An 18,847-nucleotide genomic window follows, 5' to 3' on the forward strand; every position below is an offset into this window, starting at 1 on the left:
CTTCTTGGTGCTTTTTCGTATTCCCTGCACCAGCTAAAGAAAGTATTTTATCCATACTAAAAATTTTGAAAACGAATATAACCATAATAAATTTAAATTCCATTATAGGGATAGGTGCGATTTCTAATTTAAATTCTCTCATTAACTTATAAAAAAAGTACTATATTTGGTATACTATTGCCTCAAATTAATTTAGAACTGATGCTAAACTATTGCCAAATTCAACTTTTATTAACCCTCTTAATTGATCATGGGCAAATAGTTACCATGCTTACTATTGTAGTTATATTTTTTGCTGTGCTGCTTATTTTGGGCGTTAGAAAATCATATAAACTTAAAAAGGAAAATGAACAGCTAGATAAAATAAGTGAAAAGTTAGCAAAAGAGGAAGAGGAAAAGTATAACGATTTCACGGACGGACATATGTATCAATAATCAAAAAGCCTGCAATTAGCAGGCTTTTTGTTTTATTAAATTAATTTACTTAACGAACCAATTTTTTATATTTAATACGTTTAGGCGTTAAATCACCCCCTAAACGTTTCTTTTTATTTTCTTCATATTCAGAAAAACCACCTTCAAAGAAATACACTTGACTATCGCCTTCAAAAGCTAAAATATGGGTACAGATTCTATCTAAAAACCATCGGTCGTGACTAATAACAACGGCACAACCTGCAAAGTTTTCCAGACCTTCTTCCAGAGCACGTAACGTATTCACATCAAGGTCGTTAGTAGGTTCATCTAAAAGTAACACGTTACCCTCTTCTTTAAGAGTCATAGCTAAATGCAAGCGGTTACGTTCACCTCCAGAAAGCAATTTTACTTTTTTGTTCTGCTCACTCCCAGAGAAATTAAAACGGCTTAAGTAAGCTCTGGAATTTACTTGTTTTCCTCCCATCATGATTAATTCCTGACTATCACTAAAGTTTTCCCAAATGGATTTTTCAACATCTATATTGGAATGCTTTTGGTCCACATAAGCCAATTTAGCTGTTTCTCCAACTTGAAATTCACCTTTATCGGGAGTTTCCTCACCCATAATCATTCTGAAAATAGTTGTTTTACCGGCACCATTCGGACCTATCACACCAACAATACCTGCTTGTGGTAATTTGAAATTCAAATCTTCGTACAATAATTTATCGTCATACGCTTTGCTAACCCCAATCGCTTCAATAACATTCGTGCCTAGTCTAGGGCCATTTGGAATATAAATTTCAAGCTTTTCATCCAACTGCTTTTGGTCTTGACTTAATAGTTTATCATAATTGTTCAAACGCGCTTTTTGTTTGGTCTGACGGCCTTTAGCCCCTTGACGAACCCACTCCAACTCACGTTCCAATGTTTTTTGGCGTTTTGATGCCGTTTTACTTTCTTGGGCCAATCGTTTGGATTTTTGGTCTAACCAAGATGAATAATTTCCTTTCCATGGGATGCCTTCTCCTCTATCCAGTTCTAAAATCCACCCCGCCACATTATCTAAAAAGTATCTATCATGCGTTACGGCAATCACAGTTCCTTTATATTCAGCCAAATGTTGTTCTAACCAATGTACCGATTCGGCATCCAAATGGTTGGTTGGCTCATCCAATAGCAATACATCTGGTTCTTGCAACAATAATCTACACAATGCCACACGACGACGCTCACCACCGGATAAAACACCAATTTTCTTATCACCATCTGGTGTACGCAAGGCATCCATAGCAATTTCAAGTTTGGTGTCCAATTCCCAAGCATTGGATGCATCAATTTGATCTTGAAGTTCAGCCTGTCTGTTCATAAGCTTTTCCATCTTATCAGGATTGGAATAGACTTCTTCCAAGCCAAACATATCGTTTATTTTGTTGTATTCGTCAAGAATGGCAACTGTTTCAGCAGCTCCTTCCCGAACCACTTCCATGACCGTTTTATTATCGTCTAATTTGGGCTCTTGTTCCAAAAAACCAACTGAATAATCTTGTAAAAAGGTAACATCACCTTGATAATTTTTATCAACTCCGGCTATAATTTTAAGCAAAGTCGATTTACCAGAACCGTTCAAACCTAGAATCCCGATTTTAGCTCCGTAAAAGAAACTTAAATAAATATTTTTTAATACAGGTGTGTTAGCACCTTGAAAGGTCTTTGTAAGACCAGTCATTGAAAAGATTACTTTCTTATCGTCACTCATTATACTCTACCTTTTAAAGCGTTAAAAACCCAAGCAATGGCGAAAAAACCTAGACCCACAGCGGCAAATCCCCAGCCAGCAACGTCGTCATATCTAAATGCTCCCATGCCTATTAAAAGTAAACCAACTAAAATCATAATTGTTGTAGCCCAAGCTAGGACCGTGTTTTTATTCATTGCCATAATTAAATTTGTTTAGTGCGCATCCATGCTTAGGGCATGGTCAGGCTTTTTGCTATTTCTTTTTATTTGTTACATCCATCGTAATCAAAATATATTTCAAAACAAATAAAACAGGATACAGCTACAATCCTTTGCGCCATTTGAAACACAAATATCGTATTTTTAAATAAAAAAGCATCCTAATAAGGATGCTTAATTAAAAGATTTTAAAATTTTATAAATCAATTCAGACTACAATTTTAAAAAGTATGTTTAATAATTAATTATTTTAAATTCCGATCTTCTATTTTCCTTATGTTTAATTTCAGAACATTTAGTATCATCATCACATTCATTCATTAATTTTTCTTCACCATAGGCTTTTCCGGTAATTCTATCCGTTCCTACTCCATTATTCAACAAATAATCTATGGTACTTTTTAATCTACGCTCAGAAAGCAATTGGTTGTAAGCAGATGAACCCCTCGAATCCGTATGCGAACTAATCTCTAATTGTAATTTAGGATGTTCATTTAAGATTGAATTCAAATTAGATAATACATTTTTAGATGACGGCGTTAAATATGAAGCGTTTAAAGGGAAATAAACGTTCTCCAGAGCATCTATTTTATTTTGTATATCAGTTTTCTCTTTAGCTCTAGCCTCTTCTTTTTCCTTTTCAATTTGGGCAAGTCTTGCTGCTTCTTTTTCCTTTTCTAATTTTTCAGCCAACAATTTATTTTCATTTGCCAAAGCTATAGAATCATTAACTCTAGCGGCTTCTTTTTCTAATGCTTCAATCAGTTCTAGTTTTGCTTCACCATCTTTATTCAATTCCTTTTCAACATTAAACCTATAAACTACACCAATGGCATGTTGCAAATGATTTGTATAATTTTTATTCATAGTCCATTTTCCAGATGAATTCACATCTAACCCAATTCGTTCTGAAAACCAAGTTCTAAAACCCAATACGGCGTTATAAGTGCCTCGAGAAATATCATTGGCGTATGTGTAACCAATACCTACTCCAGCATAAGGATCGAACCAACCAGTTTCACCTATAATTTTGTTAAGATCATAACTCAATCTACTATCTATAGAGAAATAATCTTTATCACTTGCAATGGGCAAGCCATCAACAATTTTATCCTTTTTATATTTGTTGTAGGCGGCAATGGATTCAATTCCCAATCCATTTTTAAAATACCTACCTATACTTAATCGAGAAGGAAAAGGCACAGCATTCCATGCATCTTTTATATCAAACAATCTATTAAACTCGTCGTCTGAATCATCTACAGCATTAAAACCAATTCCTGCAATCCATGAACTTACAATTGTAGAATCTTTTTTTGTTAATTCAGGGGTTTGGGCATATGTTAGAAAAACATTAGCGACTAGTATGACTAGTAAAAATCCTTTTTTTCTCATCTTTTAAATTTGGGGTTAATTTTAAAGCTGCGAAAATATTATAATAACAAAGGCTAGTAAAATATTTACTTCAAATAGTAAAAATAATCGATTATAGGAATAATCGTGAAATTAAAAAGCATCCTCTTGAGGATGCTTTTATTAAATTTTCAAAAACTTATCTTAAAATGCCATAGGCACTTCAATAAATAGCAAACTAGAATCTTCTTCTACGTTTATTTCAAATGAATCCGTATCTGAAACACCTAAGGCATCTCGGGTATCCAAAGTGGTTTTGTCTATAATTATTTTACCATGAATGTTCATAACGTAAACGCCATGGTTTTTGCTCTTTAATATATAGTCAAATGTCTTTCCTTTATCTAAATCTATTCGAGATATCACAGCATCTTGATGTATTTTCAAGCTTCCTTCATGGTTTTCATCAATAGATGTTACCAAGGTTTGAAGTTTGTTTTTTCGTTCATTAATATCAAACGCTCTTTGGTCGTAACGCGGTTTAACATGTTGTTTGTTTGGCATGATCCATATTTGAAACAACCCTAAATCTTCGTCCGCAGAACCATTTATTTCAGAATGTTGTACCCCAGTTCCTGCGCTCATTATTTGAACTTCACCAGGTTTAACCGGTATCCACTCATCTCCCATATTATCTTTGTGCTTCAACACGCCTTTTAACGGAATTGTAATGATTTCCATGTTATTGTGCGGATGTGTTCCAAAACCCATTTTTGGAGCAACAATGTCATCATTTAAAACACGCAAAGCACCAAAATGTACTTTATCTGGATTGTAAAAATTGGCAAAACTAAAGGAATGGTTTGCTTGCAACCAACCGTGGTTTGCAAATCCTCTACTGTCTGCTTTATGAATTATTGTTTTCATTTTTAATTTCCTTTCTTTTAATTTATTATCGCATTTTATCTAACAGATTGCTTAACTGTTCGGCTTCTTCTTCGTTTAAATTTTTCAATAAATCGTTATCTAAATTATCTGGAATGGATGCCAAAAGATTTTTACCTTCTTGAGTAATCGCAATTTTCACTACACGTCTATCTTCTGGACAAGCTAATCGTTCAATATACTTTTTTGCGCATAATTTGTCCATTAAACGGGTGGCATTTGGTGAACGTTCAATCATTCTATTTTTCACAATCTGAACATTTATGGGTTCTCCTGCTCCTTTTAATATTCTAAGAATATTGTATTGTTGTGGAGAGATTCCATAATCTTTAAAAAAATCATTTTGATAGCTTGAAATCCAGTTTGCTGTATATAAAATATTCAACAAGGCTTTAATTTTGTTATTGGCAAATTTTGAATGTATGTCTTTACTTATATCCCCCATATCTTTAATTTAAGCTAGAACATCGGAAAATTCTTGTGATTTCTTTTTTAAACACAGCATTTGCAAAAGGACATAAAGGAATCACTTTTAAGTTGTTGGCACGCATATATTCAACCGCCGCATCGATTAATTTGTAACCCACGCCTTGTCCTTTTAAAGTATCACTAACTTCAGTATGATCAATAATTATTTTGTTGGGTTCAGCATGGCTGTAAGTCATTTCCGCAACTTTATTATTGTCTATTTCAACATAAAACGACCCCTTTCTACCATTATTTAAATGCTTTACTTCCATAATTATAGTTGTTTATTAAAACGTTCAACAGCATTTATAAGCTGATTATTGTAATCTTCATTTATAATTTTTCCATCTGCAAAATTATTACCGAAAAAAGGTAATGAAAATATTTCAACTACATTGCCATCATGAAATGGAAATCTCCCTTTTGCTATCTCCAAAACTGTTAATCCACCTCTACCACCAGGCGATGTTGCCATCAAAAACATGGGTTTATTAAAAAACATTTTTCCATTAATCCGAGTCAGCCAATCAAATAAATTTTTAAAAACTGTTGAATAAGCTCCATTATGTTCTGCTAATGATAGTAATATACCATCAGATTCTTTTATCAAGTTTAAAAATTTATGGGCATTTTCTGGGATGCCTTGCTCATGTTCTAAATCTATACCATATAGAGGTAATTCGAAATCATTTAAATCTAATATGGTAATGTTTGCGTCTTCAACCAAAGTGGACGCATATGTAACTAAGTCCTTATTTATTGAGTTTTTACTATTACTACCTGCAAAAGCTATTATATTTTTCATATTATGTATTTTAATTATTGTACAAATATAGAAATAATAAATTTATTTTCCAAGGAATATATTTCCATGTAATATATTTTATGATTTCATTAAGATTTAAAGTCTACATTTAATAAAAGAATAGTATTTCACAAGAAAATCAACTTTTGTACTTTAGCAACAAAGAAATTGTAAATGGATATCGACTTCAATAAAAATGAGGATCACAATAAACTACTTGTATCTGAACTTAACAAAAGGTTAGCTAAAGTACATTTAGGTGGTGGTAAAGCAGCCTTAGAAAAACAACACGAAAAGGGCAAAATGACAGCCCACGAGCGTGTTAATTACCTACTGGATCCTAACACAAAGTCCATTGAAATTGCTGCCTTTGCAGGTGATGACATGTATGAAGAGCATGGAGGATGTCCTTCTGCCGGTGTCGTTGTTAAAATCGGCTACATAAAAGGCAAGCAATGTATCGTTGTTGCTAATGATGCCTCTGTAAAAGCAGGCGCGTGGTTTCCTATAACAGCTAAAAAGAATCTTCGAGCCCAAGAAATCGCTATTGAAAATAAACTACCTATTATTTATTTAGTAGATAGTGCTGGCGTGTATTTGCCTTTGCAAGACGAAATTTTTCCAGACAAAGAGCATTTTGGACGTATTTTTAGAAATAATGCCATTATGAGCAGTATGGGCATTACACAAATTGCCGCTGTTATGGGCAGTTGTGTTGCTGGGGGCGCTTACTTGCCTATTATGAGTGATGAAGCCTTGATAGTTGACAAAACTGGTAGCATTTTTTTAGCTGGCAGTTATTTGGTGAAAGCAGCCATTGGCGAAAATATTGATAATGAAACTTTAGGTGGTGCTACTACCCATTGTGAAATTTCTGGAGTGACCGATTATAAAGCCAAAGATGATGCTGATGCACTGGATACCATTAAAAATATTATTGATAAAATTGGTGATTACAACAAAGCTGGATTTGATAGAATTGCTCCAGAAAAACCTAAAGAAAATCCCGAGGACATCTATGGCATTTTACCAAAAAGCCGTGTGGAACAATATGACATGTATGAGATTATCAAACGTTTAGTGGATAACTCAGAATTTGATGAATACAAAGCAGGCTATGGTAAAACCATAATAACATGCTACGCAAGAATAGACGGCTGGGCGGTTGGCATTGTTGCCAATCAACGTAAACTTGTAAAAACCAAACAAGGCGAAATGCAATTTGGTGGCGTGATATATAATGATAGCGCAGATAAAGCCACACGATTTATAGCCAATTGCAATCAGAAAAAAATTCCATTAGTATTTTTACAGGATGTCACGGGGTTTATGGTCGGAAGCAAAAGTGAACATTCCGGTATTATTAAAGATGGTGCTAAAATGGTGAATGCCGTTAGCAACAGTGTGGTTCCTAAATTCACGGTTATTATTGGCAATAGTTATGGAGCCGGTAATTATGCCATGTGTGGGAAAGCTTATGACCCTAGACTTATTGTCGCTTGGCCTAGTGCCGAATTAGCGGTTATGAGTGGAAACTCTGCTGCAAAAGTATTACTTCAAATTGAAAAGGCTTCCCTAGAGAAGAAGGGTGAAAAAATCACTCCCGAAAAAGAAGAACTACTCTTTAATAAAATAAAAGACAGGTACGACAATCAAGTATCACCCTATTATGCGGCTGCCAGACTATGGACTGATGCCATTATTGATCCATTAAACACTAGAAAATGGATTAGCATGGGTATAGAAGCTGCAAACCACGCGCCTATTGAAAAGTCCTTTAACATGGGGATTTTACAGGTATAATTTTTAATTATATTATTTTTTTTGTATCTTTTCTATTGAAAATCAACAACTTCAATCATGGATACAATAAAAACCCTTAATAAGTGGGCAAATAGTCATACCTATTTGCCACTTGATTTAGTTCGAGTTGCTTTAGGTATATTTTTATTCATTAAAGGAATTCATTTTATGTCTGATACGACCATGCTCATGTCGCTATTTAAACCTTTGCAAAATATGGCTGGTGGTATGATCATTGTTCACTATGTTGCTCCGGCTCATTTTATTGGTGGTGTTTTAATTGCTTTTGGATTATTAACACGATGGACAATTATTGCTCAAATACCGATTTTAATTGGTGCAATCCTCATCAATTTTTTGGGAGAAATGAACACAGATAATTTAATATTAGCAATTATTACGCTACTGATTTGTTCTTTTTTCTTATTATATGGTTCTGGCAAGCATTCATTAGATTATTATTTTAAAATGCAAAAATAAAAAAGGGCAACTACTATGTTGCCCTAACTTATAAGTATATTAAACACTATTACTTCACAATAAACTTTGCCCTCATTGTCATTGAGTGCCCTGGGAAAGTACAAACAATCCAATAGGTCCCAGGTTCACTAGGTGCTTGGAAATAAATTTTTTCAGAAGCTCCTGGGCCTACAATGCCAGAATGGAATAACACTAAATCGGAATTCGGCACATAGTTAAGGTCAGGCCCATCCAACCCTAAGTTTAATGCCAATTCCCCTACTTTGGTAGGTGTGTCTGCTCCTGTTTTGGTAATAACAACATTATGGAGCATATCATCATTGTTATTTAGTGTCAATTCAATTTTGCTATTTTTATTTACAACCAATTCATTAACATCATATTTCAATCCGGGAACGGTTCCTATTAATAATTTTTTATCGACTTTGCCTCCCCAAGTACTAGGTATTTTGGTAACTCTCTTAGGTTGGTTAACAACCTTTCCAGAGGTTTTCATTTCATTCATTTGAGATGATTTCAAAACACCTCCAGGAACTTCATTCAACGTATAATAACCAGTGTTATGCAATAACAATTCTCCAGTAGTGGATTTTAAATTAGGTATTTCCAATTGATGTATAAAGCCTAATCTCATGCCGTGTACCGTTAATTTAACCGACAAACCATCTTCAGACACTTCTGCATTATGTATCATGGCACTTTGTTGATCTACAATAGGACTACCATACGTTAAATGATATAAATAATTGAATGTTGTCAATTTATACGACATGATATCTTGAGCCATTTTTTTGTTGACTGGTTTGGTAAACTCCAATTTAAAACCATCAGCTAAAGCTTTCATGGTTTTTATTTCGAAAGGTGTTTTTCCTGTCCACTCCAAACGTTGTAAACCATAATCTTCTTTACCTGTTGAGGACCATCCCCTACTGGTCATACCTACAAACATACTGTTATCACTTCCCCAAATCATTCTTAAAATACCAGAAGAAAATCCTTCCCTAAAACCAAAAGCAGCTCCTTGATATACACCATTGACTTTTTCCATGTAAACACGCATGATTTTACTATGTCCTTGGTCGCCTACAAATATCTGTCCTTCAAAGGGTCCAAATTTACCTTTACTTGTATCGTAAATCATATCTGATGTTGAAATCCCTAAAATGGTATGTGGAAACCAAATTGCTGGCGCTTTTAATGCCGGTACTTTTTTGGCATACTCATATAAAGTGAGTCCAGACTCTGCTTCAATATCTTCAAATTTTAAATTTCTTATGGGGGATTCTGGTTCACCAGCCCATCGTAATCCTTCAGGGTTTCCTGCAAAATCACCAAGCTCTAAATGTGTCATTCTACCAGAACCTACCCAATCTCCTTGATTCTCCGTATAAAATATATCGCCATCACCATTAATGGCATAACCCGCTGGCGAACGCAATCCTGTTCCTATGGGTGTCATTTTACCTTCTGGGGTAATCTTCAACATCCACCCGCGCCATTTTACCAAACTCACACCACGATCCATCCAACCAAGGTTTAAGGTAACCAGCATATCACCATCTTTTGTGAATTTTGGACCATAAGAATACTCATGATAATTACCCGATAAAGGCCAAGAATAAACGGTTTTATATACATCGGCTACACCATCATTATTCTTATCTTCCAAACGTGTAAGTTCACCTCTTTGGGATAAATAAAATCCTTTGTTCTTATAAGCCAAACCTAAAGGCTCGTGTAAACCATGTGCAAATCGTTTATATGTTGGATTTTGACTGTAAGGTTTATCAATTAACCAAACGTCTCCCCTTCTTGTGGAAACTCCTAATTTATCATCATCTGTTAATGATAATCCACCCACTTCAAGAATAACATCTTTAGGAATCGGTACATTCACTATTTTATAATATTCAGCTTCTTTTTTTTGTAAATCGTTTGATACCTGTGCGAAAGATGTTTGGCACAAACAAAAAACCAATACTAATTTTAATATATTATTTATATGTTTCATGATTATGTTCTTTTAGATTACCAGATAATACTATAGTTAATAGTTTGTTTTCCAGATGGAATTTTCACAACAAGCTCATCTAGACCGTTTACATTCCTAATAAACGGTTTTAACTTATTGCTTCCAGATACTTCAACATAATAACTTTCATCATTAACGATATACGTATTGTTTGGCAATGCTTCAATACTTTCTCCTTCAGCTAGTTTATGCCAAATGGTTTTATCCGCATTTACAACTATTTGCCTTCCAATTTTACGCTGACTAGAAGGTTTGAATGTATTGGTTACGGTTGTGCCATTTATTTGGCTTAAAAACATAGGAATACCTTCTTGATTAAACTCATAGCCCAATTGTTTAAAACCAATATCATCGTCCATTTTAGGCCAATTGGAATCATCGCTTTCAAGATATGCAAATTCAAAACCACCATGACTTGCCACATGAAATTGATTTGGCTCTACCAACTGACTTTCACCTCTGGAATCCCACATTGGCGTAGCATCTAAAAATTGACCATCCCAAGCCATTAATAAGGAGCCTCTTGATAAATCGAATGCATAATGGATTCCTATCGGACTACCGACTGAAATGCTAAATACCTTCTTTATATCTTTATGCATGATAAAAGTTCTCTGGGCTATGATGTCTTCTTTAGGCTCTATAAGAATTCTTTCAGGTTGTGGTCTTCTTGGTCTTGTATCAACTATGGGTTCTAAAAGTGAATAACTCTGTATTTGAGGCCCTTCTACTTTTAATTCAAGTTCGCCCCTCCAAGGGAATTTTTTATTATAAATCAAAACAAATGGCACAGAACCTTTTTCTAAAGTCAGCTCAGCAAATCTCTGTTGAAATGCGTAACCATAATCCTCATTCATATTAAAGATGGTATCGTTATTAATCAATAATACGCCACCACCATTTAATCCCATTCCAAAAAGATAATCTCCCGCAGTTGGCACTTCCATAGTTCCAGAATAGGATACTATTTTCCTTGAATTACTTAAAGCAAGCTCAGATATATCAATATTATCAACATTTTTTTCACTTACCATTTTAAGGCTATCCATATTTATAAGAGCCTGATAATTACCTTCAAATTCTTTATTAACGATGTTGGAAAATGAAAACTTCTTATCTTCATACATCTTATACTTTATGTTTTTTATAGCTACAGGGCCATGATCGCCTTGAATCATAAATGCGCCTCTAGGTTTTTCATCTTCAAAAGCAGCAGCTTGTGTAGGACCAGAAACTTCAACATTGCTTTGTATTAAAACGCCATTAAGCCATACTTCTTCAAACCAAGCATTTTTTATTTTATTTCCAGATTCATCAAACTTTGGTGCATGAAAAATGATTTTAAAATGTTGCCATAAACCTGGCGCTTTAGCGGCATTTGTTTTAGGAGCCTTCCCTTCAAATCCTTCTTTTCCCTGACCTCTTGTTCCGTCCCATCTTTGGTAAATTCCTCCGATATCTGAATACTGTGGTTCTTTAACGCCCCAACTGTCAAATAGTTGCACCTCATATCTACCTTGAAAATATAAACCTGAATTTGATTTTACGGGCATCATGACATCTAACTCGATTTCGATATCTCCATGTTCAAAAGATGAAAAAATATGTCCGTTAGCATCTTTATCACCCGTATTTATCAAAATTCCTGTTCCTTCAGAAAAGGTCAACGTTCTTCCTTTAACTCTGTCGGCAACAGCATTGCCAACAATTTGCCAATTATTTGTTGTTGGTTTAAAAGAAGATAAATCGTTTAAATCAATCTCGGTAAAAGGTAGAAATTCTATTTGTTTTGGTTCTTCCTCTGGAACAACCATTGTCTCGGTTATTTTTACATCTTTCTTGCAAGACGTAAAACAACAAATCATAAATGCCATACAATAGTTTAGTGTGGTGGTGTATTTCATAAAATCATTTTTAAATTACTTATTTTAAAATATATTAATAATAGAAGCAAACTTAAAAAAATATAAAATTTTAATCAGTCAATTGAGATTACTGACTGAAAATGAACAAATATATTTTATATTTATCCCTGCAATAATAAAAAAAATAACCATGACGGCTGACCAAAACATAAACAAATCCAGAAAAATCATCAACATCGTTTTATTTATTCTATTTGTTTTATTTGCTTTCGTTCAATTAAATGACCCTGATCCTATGGTTTGGTTTACCATTTATGGCATTGTAGCATTCATTTGTTTGATTGCCAACTATAAAAAGATTTCTAAAATTTTGTTGTGGATATTTATTATAGCTCTGGTTATATATTCTACCAGACATTTTTCTTATTTTATTGATTGGTTCAAAATAGATCACAAAGAAGAACTTTTTGGCGAAATGGTTTATGAGAAGCCTTATTTAGAAGGTACCAGAGAATTTCTTGGGTTATTGATAGCTGTTATAGCATTGGCATACCAATTAAAAAGACCAGTTTTTAAGTGAGAAAAACGGTTTTAGATTGTTCTTCAGAATTCTAATTTAGCTATAACAAGTCCGTCTTGAGGTTCGGTGAGTTGTAAAACTTTAATTTCTCTTGTTTCTGTTGGTTTGCCATAATCCTTAAACATTGTTAACTTTATATAGGTTGGCTTGGTTGTTTCTTCCGTATCTCTTAGTGAATAATTAACCATTACAAAATAACTCCCTTTTTTTGCATTTTTAAGTATGAATTCTTCTGGCCCATAACCTTGTGACATGTTCTGCGCCAATTGGCCACCTTGTTTTGTTTTTGGGTTTTCATAATTGCATGTCTCACGAGAAGGGTCAATAACCTGCAGATTGATATTAGCATCATATCTGTTCCAATCTGCTACAATCCTTAAATCGTAACTTACATTTAAACCATCGTTCAATAGTATATCATCTATATCCGAAAACTCCAAAGCTCCTTCGTTGTCATTGTTTTCATCTGATATCAGGCTACTTAAAATTGCTGTGGACTCTTGCTCAAGACCAATATTTTTATAAATCAGTGCCAAATCCCTAAAGGACTGGAGATCGGCTGGGAGCAATCTTAAAATTTGGTTATATATGTTAATGGCCAACTTGTATTCTTTTGCAGCTTCCAATAAATAGGCTAAAGCTTTAAGCTGCTCTGGATTATCGAGATCTGTTATAACATCATTGAACAATATTCTTAATTCATAATTTCTATCTTTCCACTTTTTAAAATAATTGTAAATATTTAAATAATAAGCTGGCAAATGTCCATACTGCTCTTTTTGTTTCAGATATATGTTATATGCTTCTTCTGCTGAATGGGCTATGGAAAGTTCTTTAATGTATGGTTCATCCAATATACTTTCTTCAACTTTTAAACTCCCTTTATATAAATTTGCCACAGTGTTACTACCCATTCTGTTTTTTGCTCCTAGTTTACGTTTAGTAGTAATCTCAATGGCACCACCTAGTGCTCTTTCTCCATATCTATAAAAACCAGAAACACCTCTTATAATTTTTACACTTTCAATATCATTTATATTAATTAAATCATCAATTGGACCTCTATTATTAACTGGAATTCCATCAATAACATATAAAGGGACATCACTTGAAAACATAGAAGTTTGCCCCCTAACACGAACAGCACCTATATCCCCAAAAAACTGTGATAATTTTTCATAATATCCCATTTTGTTTATTTGTTGTTGTGTGATTTCATAGGTAGCATAACTTTCAGCCCGCTTTTTTCTAATATTTTTTTCAGCATTCACAACCACTTCTTTTAATATTTCAGTATCCTCATCTAAGACAACATTTAAAACGGTCATGCCTTCTGAAATCTCTTCTTGGGTTTGTAGTCCAATAAAACTGAATACCAACACATCACCTTTATTAACATTGATAGTATAATATCCATTGAAATCGGTTTTTGTAGCTTTATTTGTTCCTTTAACAATGACATTGACCCCGAATAATGGTGCACCCGAAACATCTGTGATGGTTCCTGTAATTTTTTTGGCAGTAGAATTAGCAAATGTATCATCAATAGCATCTTTAGACGGTATTTCCTGGGAAAACACGACAATGGAAAAAAACACAAAAACAACCATAAATGGAATTCTCATAGCTAATTGGTTTTAAGCGATTTAAAATACAAAAAAAATGCGACTAAAAAAGTCGCATTTAATGATTATAGATTTTTGTAGGAGGATATGAGCCTTATAAATTCTGCTCTATACCCATCTTTGTCGTCTCCTCTGCCCTTTTTGGCTAAACTGATAGCGTCTTCAATTTTTGAATTGTTATGGTATTTTGATTGCCTTAATTGCATGCCAAACATGGCTACAGCAGACACAAATTCTAAATCTTCTGATGGCACTTGAACGTCATCTTTTTGAACATGAACCATTTCTATACTTTTATCGCCATCTGGTTTTTTGTATCTGAATTTCACCGTAAACAATTCATCTGAATGATTTTGCAAAACTTCCGATTGGGTATATTTTAAGTCTGCAACGTCTTTTATATAATTGCTTTTTACGCCTACAGGAATAACTTCATAAAGTGCTGTTACGGTATGTCCGCTGCCCAATTCGCCTGCATCTTTGGTATCATCAATAAAATCTTCATCATTCAATAGTCGGTTTTCATAGCCTATAAGCCTGTATGCCTGAACCTTACTTGGATTAAACTCAATTTGAATTTTAACATCTTTAGCTATGGTGAATAAGGTACCGCCAAACTCTTTCCCAAACACTTTTTGGGCTTCTTGCATGGTATCAATATAGGCATGGTTTCCATTGCCTTTATCTGCTAAAATTTCCAGTTTAGAGTCTTTGTAATTTCCATAGCCGAAACCTAATACAGATAAAAACACACCAGATTTACGTTTTTCTTCAATTAGTTTTTCCATATCCTTATCGCTTGATGCGCCTACATTAAAATCGCCATCAGTAGCAAGAATAACTCTGTTGTTTCCGCTTTTTTTGAAATTTTCTTCAGCCAATTTATAAGCTAATGTAATACCTTGACCTCCAGCTGTTGAGCCACCAGCTTCCAATTTATTTAAAGCAGAGATTATTTTTTCTTTATGTCTTCCGGAAGTAGGCTCTAAAACCACACCCGCTGCTCCAGCATATACCACGATAGCTACTTTATCTTCTTCCCTCAATTGGTTAACCAATAATTTGAAAGCCGATTTTAACAATGGTAATTTATTATCTAAATTCATTGAACCTGAGACATCAATTAAAAACGTAAGGTTTGAGGCTGGCAATTCATCATTGGAAAATGTTTTTCCCTGCAAACCGATTTTTACAATTTTAGTTTCCTCGTTCCATGGTGCTTTCGCTACTTCAGTATTGATTGAAAATGGGTGTTCATCTGTAGGTTGCGGATAATCATAATCAAAATAATTAATCATTTCTTCAATTTTAACAGCATCAGGGTCAATAGATTCACCATTATTAATCATACGTCTTAAATTGCTATAGGCTGCTTTATCCACATCAATTGAAAAAGTTGATAATGGTGCCAATGACGTTCTTTCAAAATTATTTTCTTCTATAACAGCATAACTTTCTTCATTATTCAGTCTGAAATTACCATTATGCGTTGTAATTACAACACATCCGTTTTTAGCTATTTGTCCGAATTTTTTCTTAGCGTCAGATTTATCATAAGCAATCTTGCTATCTATATCTGTTTCAGATAAATTTCTTATGACATAATTGTTTTCTTTTTTTATTGGCACACCATCAACGATATATAAAGGCTCTTCTTTTATCTCGGTTGAATTATTTTTAGTTGAAATAATAATAACCCCATTAGAACCTCTACTTCCATATATAGAAGTTGCTGAAGCATCTTTTAGCACGGTTATATTTTGAATGTTATTGGAATTAACGCCATTCAAATCATCGTTAGGCCTCACAATGCCATCCAGCACGATTAACGGTTGCAAATTTTTAGATAATGAAGCTTGTCCCCTAAGTACAACCCTAGCATTATTATTACTGTGATTTTGGTTTGTGATTTGAAGACCTGCTACTTTCCCTGCCAACGTTTGGGTAATTGGTGTGGATTGAATTTGCCCTGCCAATTGATTGTGATACGCTTTTTGTTTTTGCCGTTTTATTTGGGAAGCTGACGGCGTATAAGGCCTACTATTTGAAATACCATAACCAACCACTACTACTTCTTCCATAGCCGAAATTGAAGGATTTAAAGCTACATTGATAGTTCTTAAAGTGCCAACCTTCATTTCTTTAGTTTCATAACCAACATAACTAAACACCAAAATATCTGAGTCTTTTGCTTTAATTTCGTAGAGTCCATCAAAATCTGTTACAGTACCAGTTGTCTTTCCTTTAATCAAAACATTAACGCCAATCAAAGGAATAGCGTCTTTGGAATCTGTAACTTTACCAATAACCAATCGGTCTTGAGCGTTTAATTGTATGATTGAAATCATTACAAATAAGCATGTAAATAGTGTTTTCATAATAGTCGATTTTAAAAGTTTAGGTTAAAACTAAAACCAACAGGCAAATTATAAAACCAGCAATGAGTGAAATCGTCTTTTGAATGAGTAAAGCACAAAAAAAAGCCAAACTTGCGTTTAGCTTTTATATTATAACTCTTTAATTAAAATATGTTAACTTCCCTTCTGCCCCACGAACTGATGGTTTTTAGATTTAAACAGAATATTAAAACTGGTTAAACTGCCATAAATTCTAGTGATGTATTGCTGTAAATCAATTTTACTTTGTTCATCTAAATCGCTCGCATTAATACGTTGTTCCATAACGCGCAACCGGTCACGTACCATCGTTATTTTATGAAAAAAGGTGTCTATAGGTAATTCATAAGGTTTTAGACTGGTGTCAGCGGGTTCTAAAATAAGCTTGCCACCTTTATATTTATCAGCGATTGGGACTACTTCACTAACATCGCTCCATTTTTTAAGGATGTTTACCAAACTGCTTTCTATATCAAAAAAACTCACGGTGTCAACATCACCATCAGCAGCTTCAATAACTTCAAATTCATTATCCAAATCAATGGTTTCCAATCCGTTTTCAATAAATGTCACCCAATAATGCTGGGATGTCACATTGGTTATAACCCCTTTGCCGAATTGTTTATGGTTGATTCTTGAGCCAATTCCTAATAATTTCATAATCCTTACTTATTTAAATATCATTTTACTGCAATTATAAAAAAACTTTGTCAAACAAAATGTTTTAAAATTTTAAAATGACAATAATATTAGATTGATTAATTTGAAAGAAAAATCATAAATTAAATATTAAGAATATGTTAAATTTTACATTTGTTTTTTAAAGGTTGAACCCTATTTTTTGATGGGGTCTCAGTATCAAAATAAATAACAAAAAATAGATGACTATTTGCTACAAAGTACATAACATAAAAACTTCTATTAAAGATTGAATTACACCCCAAAACTAATAGGGTATAACACAAAAAATAATAAAAAGATTTAAAAGTTAATTAGTCTTAACAAATTTTACAATAAACATTTTAGGCGTTATTTTAGTGTCAAATTAATAATTTAAACCCTTTAAAACCTAAAAATTATGAAAAAAATATGTCTTTTATTGCTTTTTGCTGTTAGTGTTTCTTTTGCAAACAACAACACTTTTCCAAACCAAAACGAGCCAAAAGTTGGCGATGTATTAGTTATAAATAATCCTTCAGGAACTGAATATAATCATATCTCTTTTCCTAAGCTAAATATGATTGCTAAAAGAGGAAAAGTAGCTAATTACAAAAGTGTTCATGGAAACCATGTTGTTGTAAAAGAAGTGATAACAAAATCTAATGGAAATACCTATGTTGTTTTAGAGAAAAAAGATAACACTCAATTCTTTGGATTTTTAAAAGAAGTTAAGGCTAATTATACTAAATCATTGAATTCAGGTGAAATATCAGTGGTAAAATAACAACTTTTTTTAATCAAACATTTAAAGAAGCTACATATTTTATGTAGCTTCTTTTGTTTTTATTACTTAAAATCTTTGATACATTACAATAAAAATGCAACCATTCCGTTTTTAAATTTATTTTTTAAGCCTTTTAAGGCTATATTAGTCCTATTGAATGACAATTAAACTTAAAAACATGAAGCTTCTTGTATTATTTATTAAACCTCTAAGTTTTTTATGTTTACTTATTTTTATATCTAGTTTTTCTAATAGAGCTCCTAAAACAAACATCAACAAAACATCACATTTTAATACCATACAAATAGATAGTGTTTTAACTGATACTATAGCTATAGATTCCTCATTTACATCATACGTGCCATATAAAGAAAATGTGCACGCCTCTTACTACCACGATAAATTTAATGGTAGAAAAACTGCTAGTGGTGAAAAATTTGATAATAATTCATATACTGCTGCCCACAAAACGTTAAAATTTGGAACTAAAATTAGGGTTACAAATACGGTTAATAATGAATCTGTAATCGTAACCGTAAACGACAGAGGCCCTTTTGTTAAAGATAGGGAAATAGATTTATCAAAAAAAGCCTTTATGGAAATTACAAAACACAAACTAACCGGTTCTTTAATTGTACATCTTGAGGTTTTAGAAGAGTAACCAGTTTTCTTATT

General features: G+C 33.3%; 18 protein-coding genes. 6 read left to right on the forward strand and 12 right to left on the reverse strand.

Features of this window, described 5'->3' with window-relative positions:
* Positions 1–201: 201 nt before the first annotated feature.
* Positions 202–435 (forward strand): hypothetical protein, encoded by a 234-nt coding sequence (locus tag CDH50_RS14480; protein ID WP_100613009.1) that lies wholly within the window; start codon positions 202–204, stop codon positions 433–435.
* A gap of 49 nt (positions 436–484) precedes the next feature.
* On the opposite strand, the gene ettA is transcribed toward CDH50_RS14480, so the two are convergent.
* The 7 genes from ettA to CDH50_RS14515 form a co-directional block, all read right to left on the reverse strand.
* A complete protein-coding gene (gene ettA / locus CDH50_RS14485) occupies positions 485–2,176 on the reverse strand; it encodes an energy-dependent translational throttle protein EttA (RefSeq protein ID WP_100613010.1) in 1,692 nt (563 codons plus the stop codon).
* Positions 2,176–2,358, reverse strand: coding sequence for a CAL67264 family membrane protein (locus CDH50_RS14490; protein WP_100613011.1), 183 nt, complete (start codon positions 2,356–2,358; stop codon positions 2,176–2,178). Before CDH50_RS14490 ends, ettA begins: the two co-directional genes overlap by 1 nt.
* A gap of 252 nt (positions 2,359–2,610) precedes the next feature.
* A complete protein-coding gene (locus tag CDH50_RS14495) occupies positions 2,611–3,771 on the reverse strand; it encodes an OmpA family protein (protein WP_100613012.1) in 1,161 nt (386 codons plus the stop codon).
* 162 nt (positions 3,772–3,933) lie between these two features.
* Positions 3,934–4,656 (reverse strand): pirin family protein, encoded by a 723-nt coding sequence (locus CDH50_RS14500; protein WP_100613013.1) that lies wholly within the window; start codon positions 4,654–4,656, stop codon positions 3,934–3,936.
* 25 nt (positions 4,657–4,681) lie between these two features.
* The gene (locus CDH50_RS14505; protein ID WP_100613014.1) at positions 4,682–5,119 is read right to left on the reverse strand and encodes a MarR family winged helix-turn-helix transcriptional regulator; all 438 of its coding nucleotides are present in this window, start codon (positions 5,117–5,119) and stop codon (positions 4,682–4,684) included.
* 4 nt (positions 5,120–5,123) lie between these two features.
* Positions 5,124–5,414 (reverse strand): GNAT family N-acetyltransferase, encoded by a 291-nt coding sequence (locus CDH50_RS14510; RefSeq protein WP_100613015.1) that lies wholly within the window; start codon positions 5,412–5,414, stop codon positions 5,124–5,126.
* Between the two features lie 2 nt (positions 5,415–5,416).
* Entirely contained in the window at positions 5,417–5,947 is a 531-nt protein-coding gene (locus tag CDH50_RS14515) for an NADPH-dependent FMN reductase (RefSeq protein ID WP_100613016.1), read from the reverse strand.
* Between the two features lie 174 nt (positions 5,948–6,121).
* Between CDH50_RS14515 and CDH50_RS14520 the strand changes: the two genes are divergently transcribed.
* Together CDH50_RS14520 and CDH50_RS14525 are read left to right on the forward strand one after the other, a co-directional pair.
* On the forward strand, positions 6,122–7,750 hold the full coding sequence (locus CDH50_RS14520; protein WP_100613017.1) for an acyl-CoA carboxylase subunit beta: 1,629 nt from the start codon (positions 6,122–6,124) through the stop codon (positions 7,748–7,750).
* A 57-nt stretch (positions 7,751–7,807) separates the two neighbouring features.
* Positions 7,808–8,230 (forward strand): DoxX family protein, encoded by a 423-nt coding sequence (locus CDH50_RS14525; RefSeq protein WP_100613018.1) that lies wholly within the window; start codon positions 7,808–7,810, stop codon positions 8,228–8,230.
* Positions 8,231–8,279: 49 nt separating this feature from the next.
* On the opposite strand, the gene CDH50_RS14530 is transcribed toward CDH50_RS14525, so the two are convergent.
* Both CDH50_RS14530 and CDH50_RS14535 read right to left on the reverse strand, forming a co-directional pair.
* Positions 8,280–10,241: a plastocyanin/azurin family copper-binding protein gene (locus CDH50_RS14530; RefSeq protein ID WP_100613019.1), complete on the reverse strand. Its 1,962-nt coding sequence runs from the start codon at positions 10,239–10,241 to the stop codon at positions 8,280–8,282.
* Between the two features lie 17 nt (positions 10,242–10,258).
* On the reverse strand, positions 10,259–12,166 hold the full coding sequence (locus CDH50_RS14535) for a 3-keto-disaccharide hydrolase (protein ID WP_100613020.1): 1,908 nt from the start codon (positions 12,164–12,166) through the stop codon (positions 10,259–10,261).
* A 151-nt stretch (positions 12,167–12,317) separates the two neighbouring features.
* On the opposite strand from CDH50_RS14535, the gene CDH50_RS14540 reads away from it, so the two are divergent.
* Positions 12,318–12,707: a transmembrane 220 family protein gene (locus tag CDH50_RS14540; RefSeq protein WP_100613021.1), complete on the forward strand. Its 390-nt coding sequence runs from the start codon at positions 12,318–12,320 to the stop codon at positions 12,705–12,707.
* Positions 12,708–12,730: 23 nt separating this feature from the next.
* On the opposite strand, the gene CDH50_RS14545 is transcribed toward CDH50_RS14540, so the two are convergent.
* The 3 genes from CDH50_RS14545 to CDH50_RS14555 all read right to left on the reverse strand — a co-directional run bounded on the left by CDH50_RS14545 (position 12,731) and on the right by CDH50_RS14555 (position 17,388).
* Complete coding sequence (locus CDH50_RS14545) at positions 12,731–14,332, reverse strand: carboxypeptidase-like regulatory domain-containing protein (RefSeq protein ID WP_100613022.1); 1,602 nt, start codon at positions 14,330–14,332, stop codon at positions 12,731–12,733.
* 65 nt (positions 14,333–14,397) lie between these two features.
* On the reverse strand, positions 14,398–16,710 hold the full coding sequence (locus tag CDH50_RS14550; RefSeq protein WP_198513512.1) for a VWA domain-containing protein: 2,313 nt from the start codon (positions 16,708–16,710) through the stop codon (positions 14,398–14,400).
* A gap of 153 nt (positions 16,711–16,863) precedes the next feature.
* Positions 16,864–17,388, reverse strand: a complete 525-nt coding sequence (locus CDH50_RS14555; RefSeq protein ID WP_100613023.1) for a hypothetical protein — start codon at positions 17,386–17,388, stop codon at positions 16,864–16,866.
* Between the two features lie 418 nt (positions 17,389–17,806).
* On the opposite strand from CDH50_RS14555, the gene CDH50_RS14560 reads away from it, so the two are divergent.
* Positions 17,807–18,172: a hypothetical protein gene (locus CDH50_RS14560; protein ID WP_100613024.1), complete on the forward strand. Its 366-nt coding sequence runs from the start codon at positions 17,807–17,809 to the stop codon at positions 18,170–18,172.
* 178 nt (positions 18,173–18,350) lie between these two features.
* A complete protein-coding gene (locus tag CDH50_RS14565) occupies positions 18,351–18,833 on the forward strand; it encodes a septal ring lytic transglycosylase RlpA family protein (protein WP_100613078.1) in 483 nt (160 codons plus the stop codon).
* The last annotated feature ends 14 nt before the right edge of the window (positions 18,834–18,847 follow it).

It is taken from the genome of Confluentibacter lentus (genome assembly GCF_002806995.1).
Taxonomy (GTDB): Bacteria; Bacteroidota; Bacteroidia; order Flavobacteriales; family Flavobacteriaceae; genus Confluentibacter; species Confluentibacter lentus.

Excerpts from the sequence above, each read along its gene's own strand:
- CDH50_RS14555 (WP_100613023.1), bottom strand. The coding sequence starts at position 17,388 with ATGAAATTATTAGGAATTGGCTCAAGAATCAACCATAAACAATTCGGC.
- CDH50_RS14550 (WP_198513512.1), bottom strand. The coding sequence starts at position 16,710 with ATGAAAACACTATTTACATGCTTATTTGTAATGATTTCAATCATACAA.
- CDH50_RS14520 (WP_100613017.1), top strand. The coding sequence starts at position 6,122 with ATGGATATCGACTTCAATAAAAATGAGGATCACAATAAACTACTTGTA.
- CDH50_RS14530 (WP_100613019.1), bottom strand. The coding sequence starts at position 10,241 with ATGAAACATATAAATAATATATTAAAATTAGTATTGGTTTTTTGTTTG.
- CDH50_RS14545 (WP_100613022.1), bottom strand. The coding sequence starts at position 14,332 with ATGAGAATTCCATTTATGGTTGTTTTTGTGTTTTTTTCCATTGTCGTG.
- CDH50_RS14495 (WP_100613012.1), bottom strand. The coding sequence starts at position 3,771 with ATGAGAAAAAAAGGATTTTTACTAGTCATACTAGTCGCTAATGTTTTT.
- CDH50_RS14490 (WP_100613011.1), bottom strand. The coding sequence starts at position 2,358 with ATGGCAATGAATAAAAACACGGTCCTAGCTTGGGCTACAACAATTATG.
- ettA (WP_100613010.1), bottom strand. The coding sequence starts at position 2,176 with ATGAGTGACGATAAGAAAGTAATCTTTTCAATGACTGGTCTTACAAAG.
- CDH50_RS14480 (WP_100613009.1), top strand. The coding sequence starts at position 202 with ATGCTAAACTATTGCCAAATTCAACTTTTATTAACCCTCTTAATTGAT.
- CDH50_RS14565 (WP_100613078.1), top strand. The coding sequence starts at position 18,351 with ATGAAGCTTCTTGTATTATTTATTAAACCTCTAAGTTTTTTATGTTTA.
- CDH50_RS14510 (WP_100613015.1), bottom strand. The coding sequence starts at position 5,414 with ATGGAAGTAAAGCATTTAAATAATGGTAGAAAGGGGTCGTTTTATGTT.
- CDH50_RS14500 (WP_100613013.1), bottom strand. The coding sequence starts at position 4,656 with ATGAAAACAATAATTCATAAAGCAGACAGTAGAGGATTTGCAAACCAC.
- CDH50_RS14535 (WP_100613020.1), bottom strand. The coding sequence starts at position 12,166 with ATGAAATACACCACCACACTAAACTATTGTATGGCATTTATGATTTGT.
- CDH50_RS14505 (WP_100613014.1), bottom strand. The coding sequence starts at position 5,119 with ATGGGGGATATAAGTAAAGACATACATTCAAAATTTGCCAATAACAAA.
- CDH50_RS14515 (WP_100613016.1), bottom strand. The coding sequence starts at position 5,947 with ATGAAAAATATAATAGCTTTTGCAGGTAGTAATAGTAAAAACTCAATA.
- CDH50_RS14560 (WP_100613024.1), top strand. The coding sequence starts at position 17,807 with ATGAAAAAAATATGTCTTTTATTGCTTTTTGCTGTTAGTGTTTCTTTT.
- CDH50_RS14540 (WP_100613021.1), top strand. The coding sequence starts at position 12,318 with ATGACGGCTGACCAAAACATAAACAAATCCAGAAAAATCATCAACATC.
- CDH50_RS14525 (WP_100613018.1), top strand. The coding sequence starts at position 7,808 with ATGGATACAATAAAAACCCTTAATAAGTGGGCAAATAGTCATACCTAT.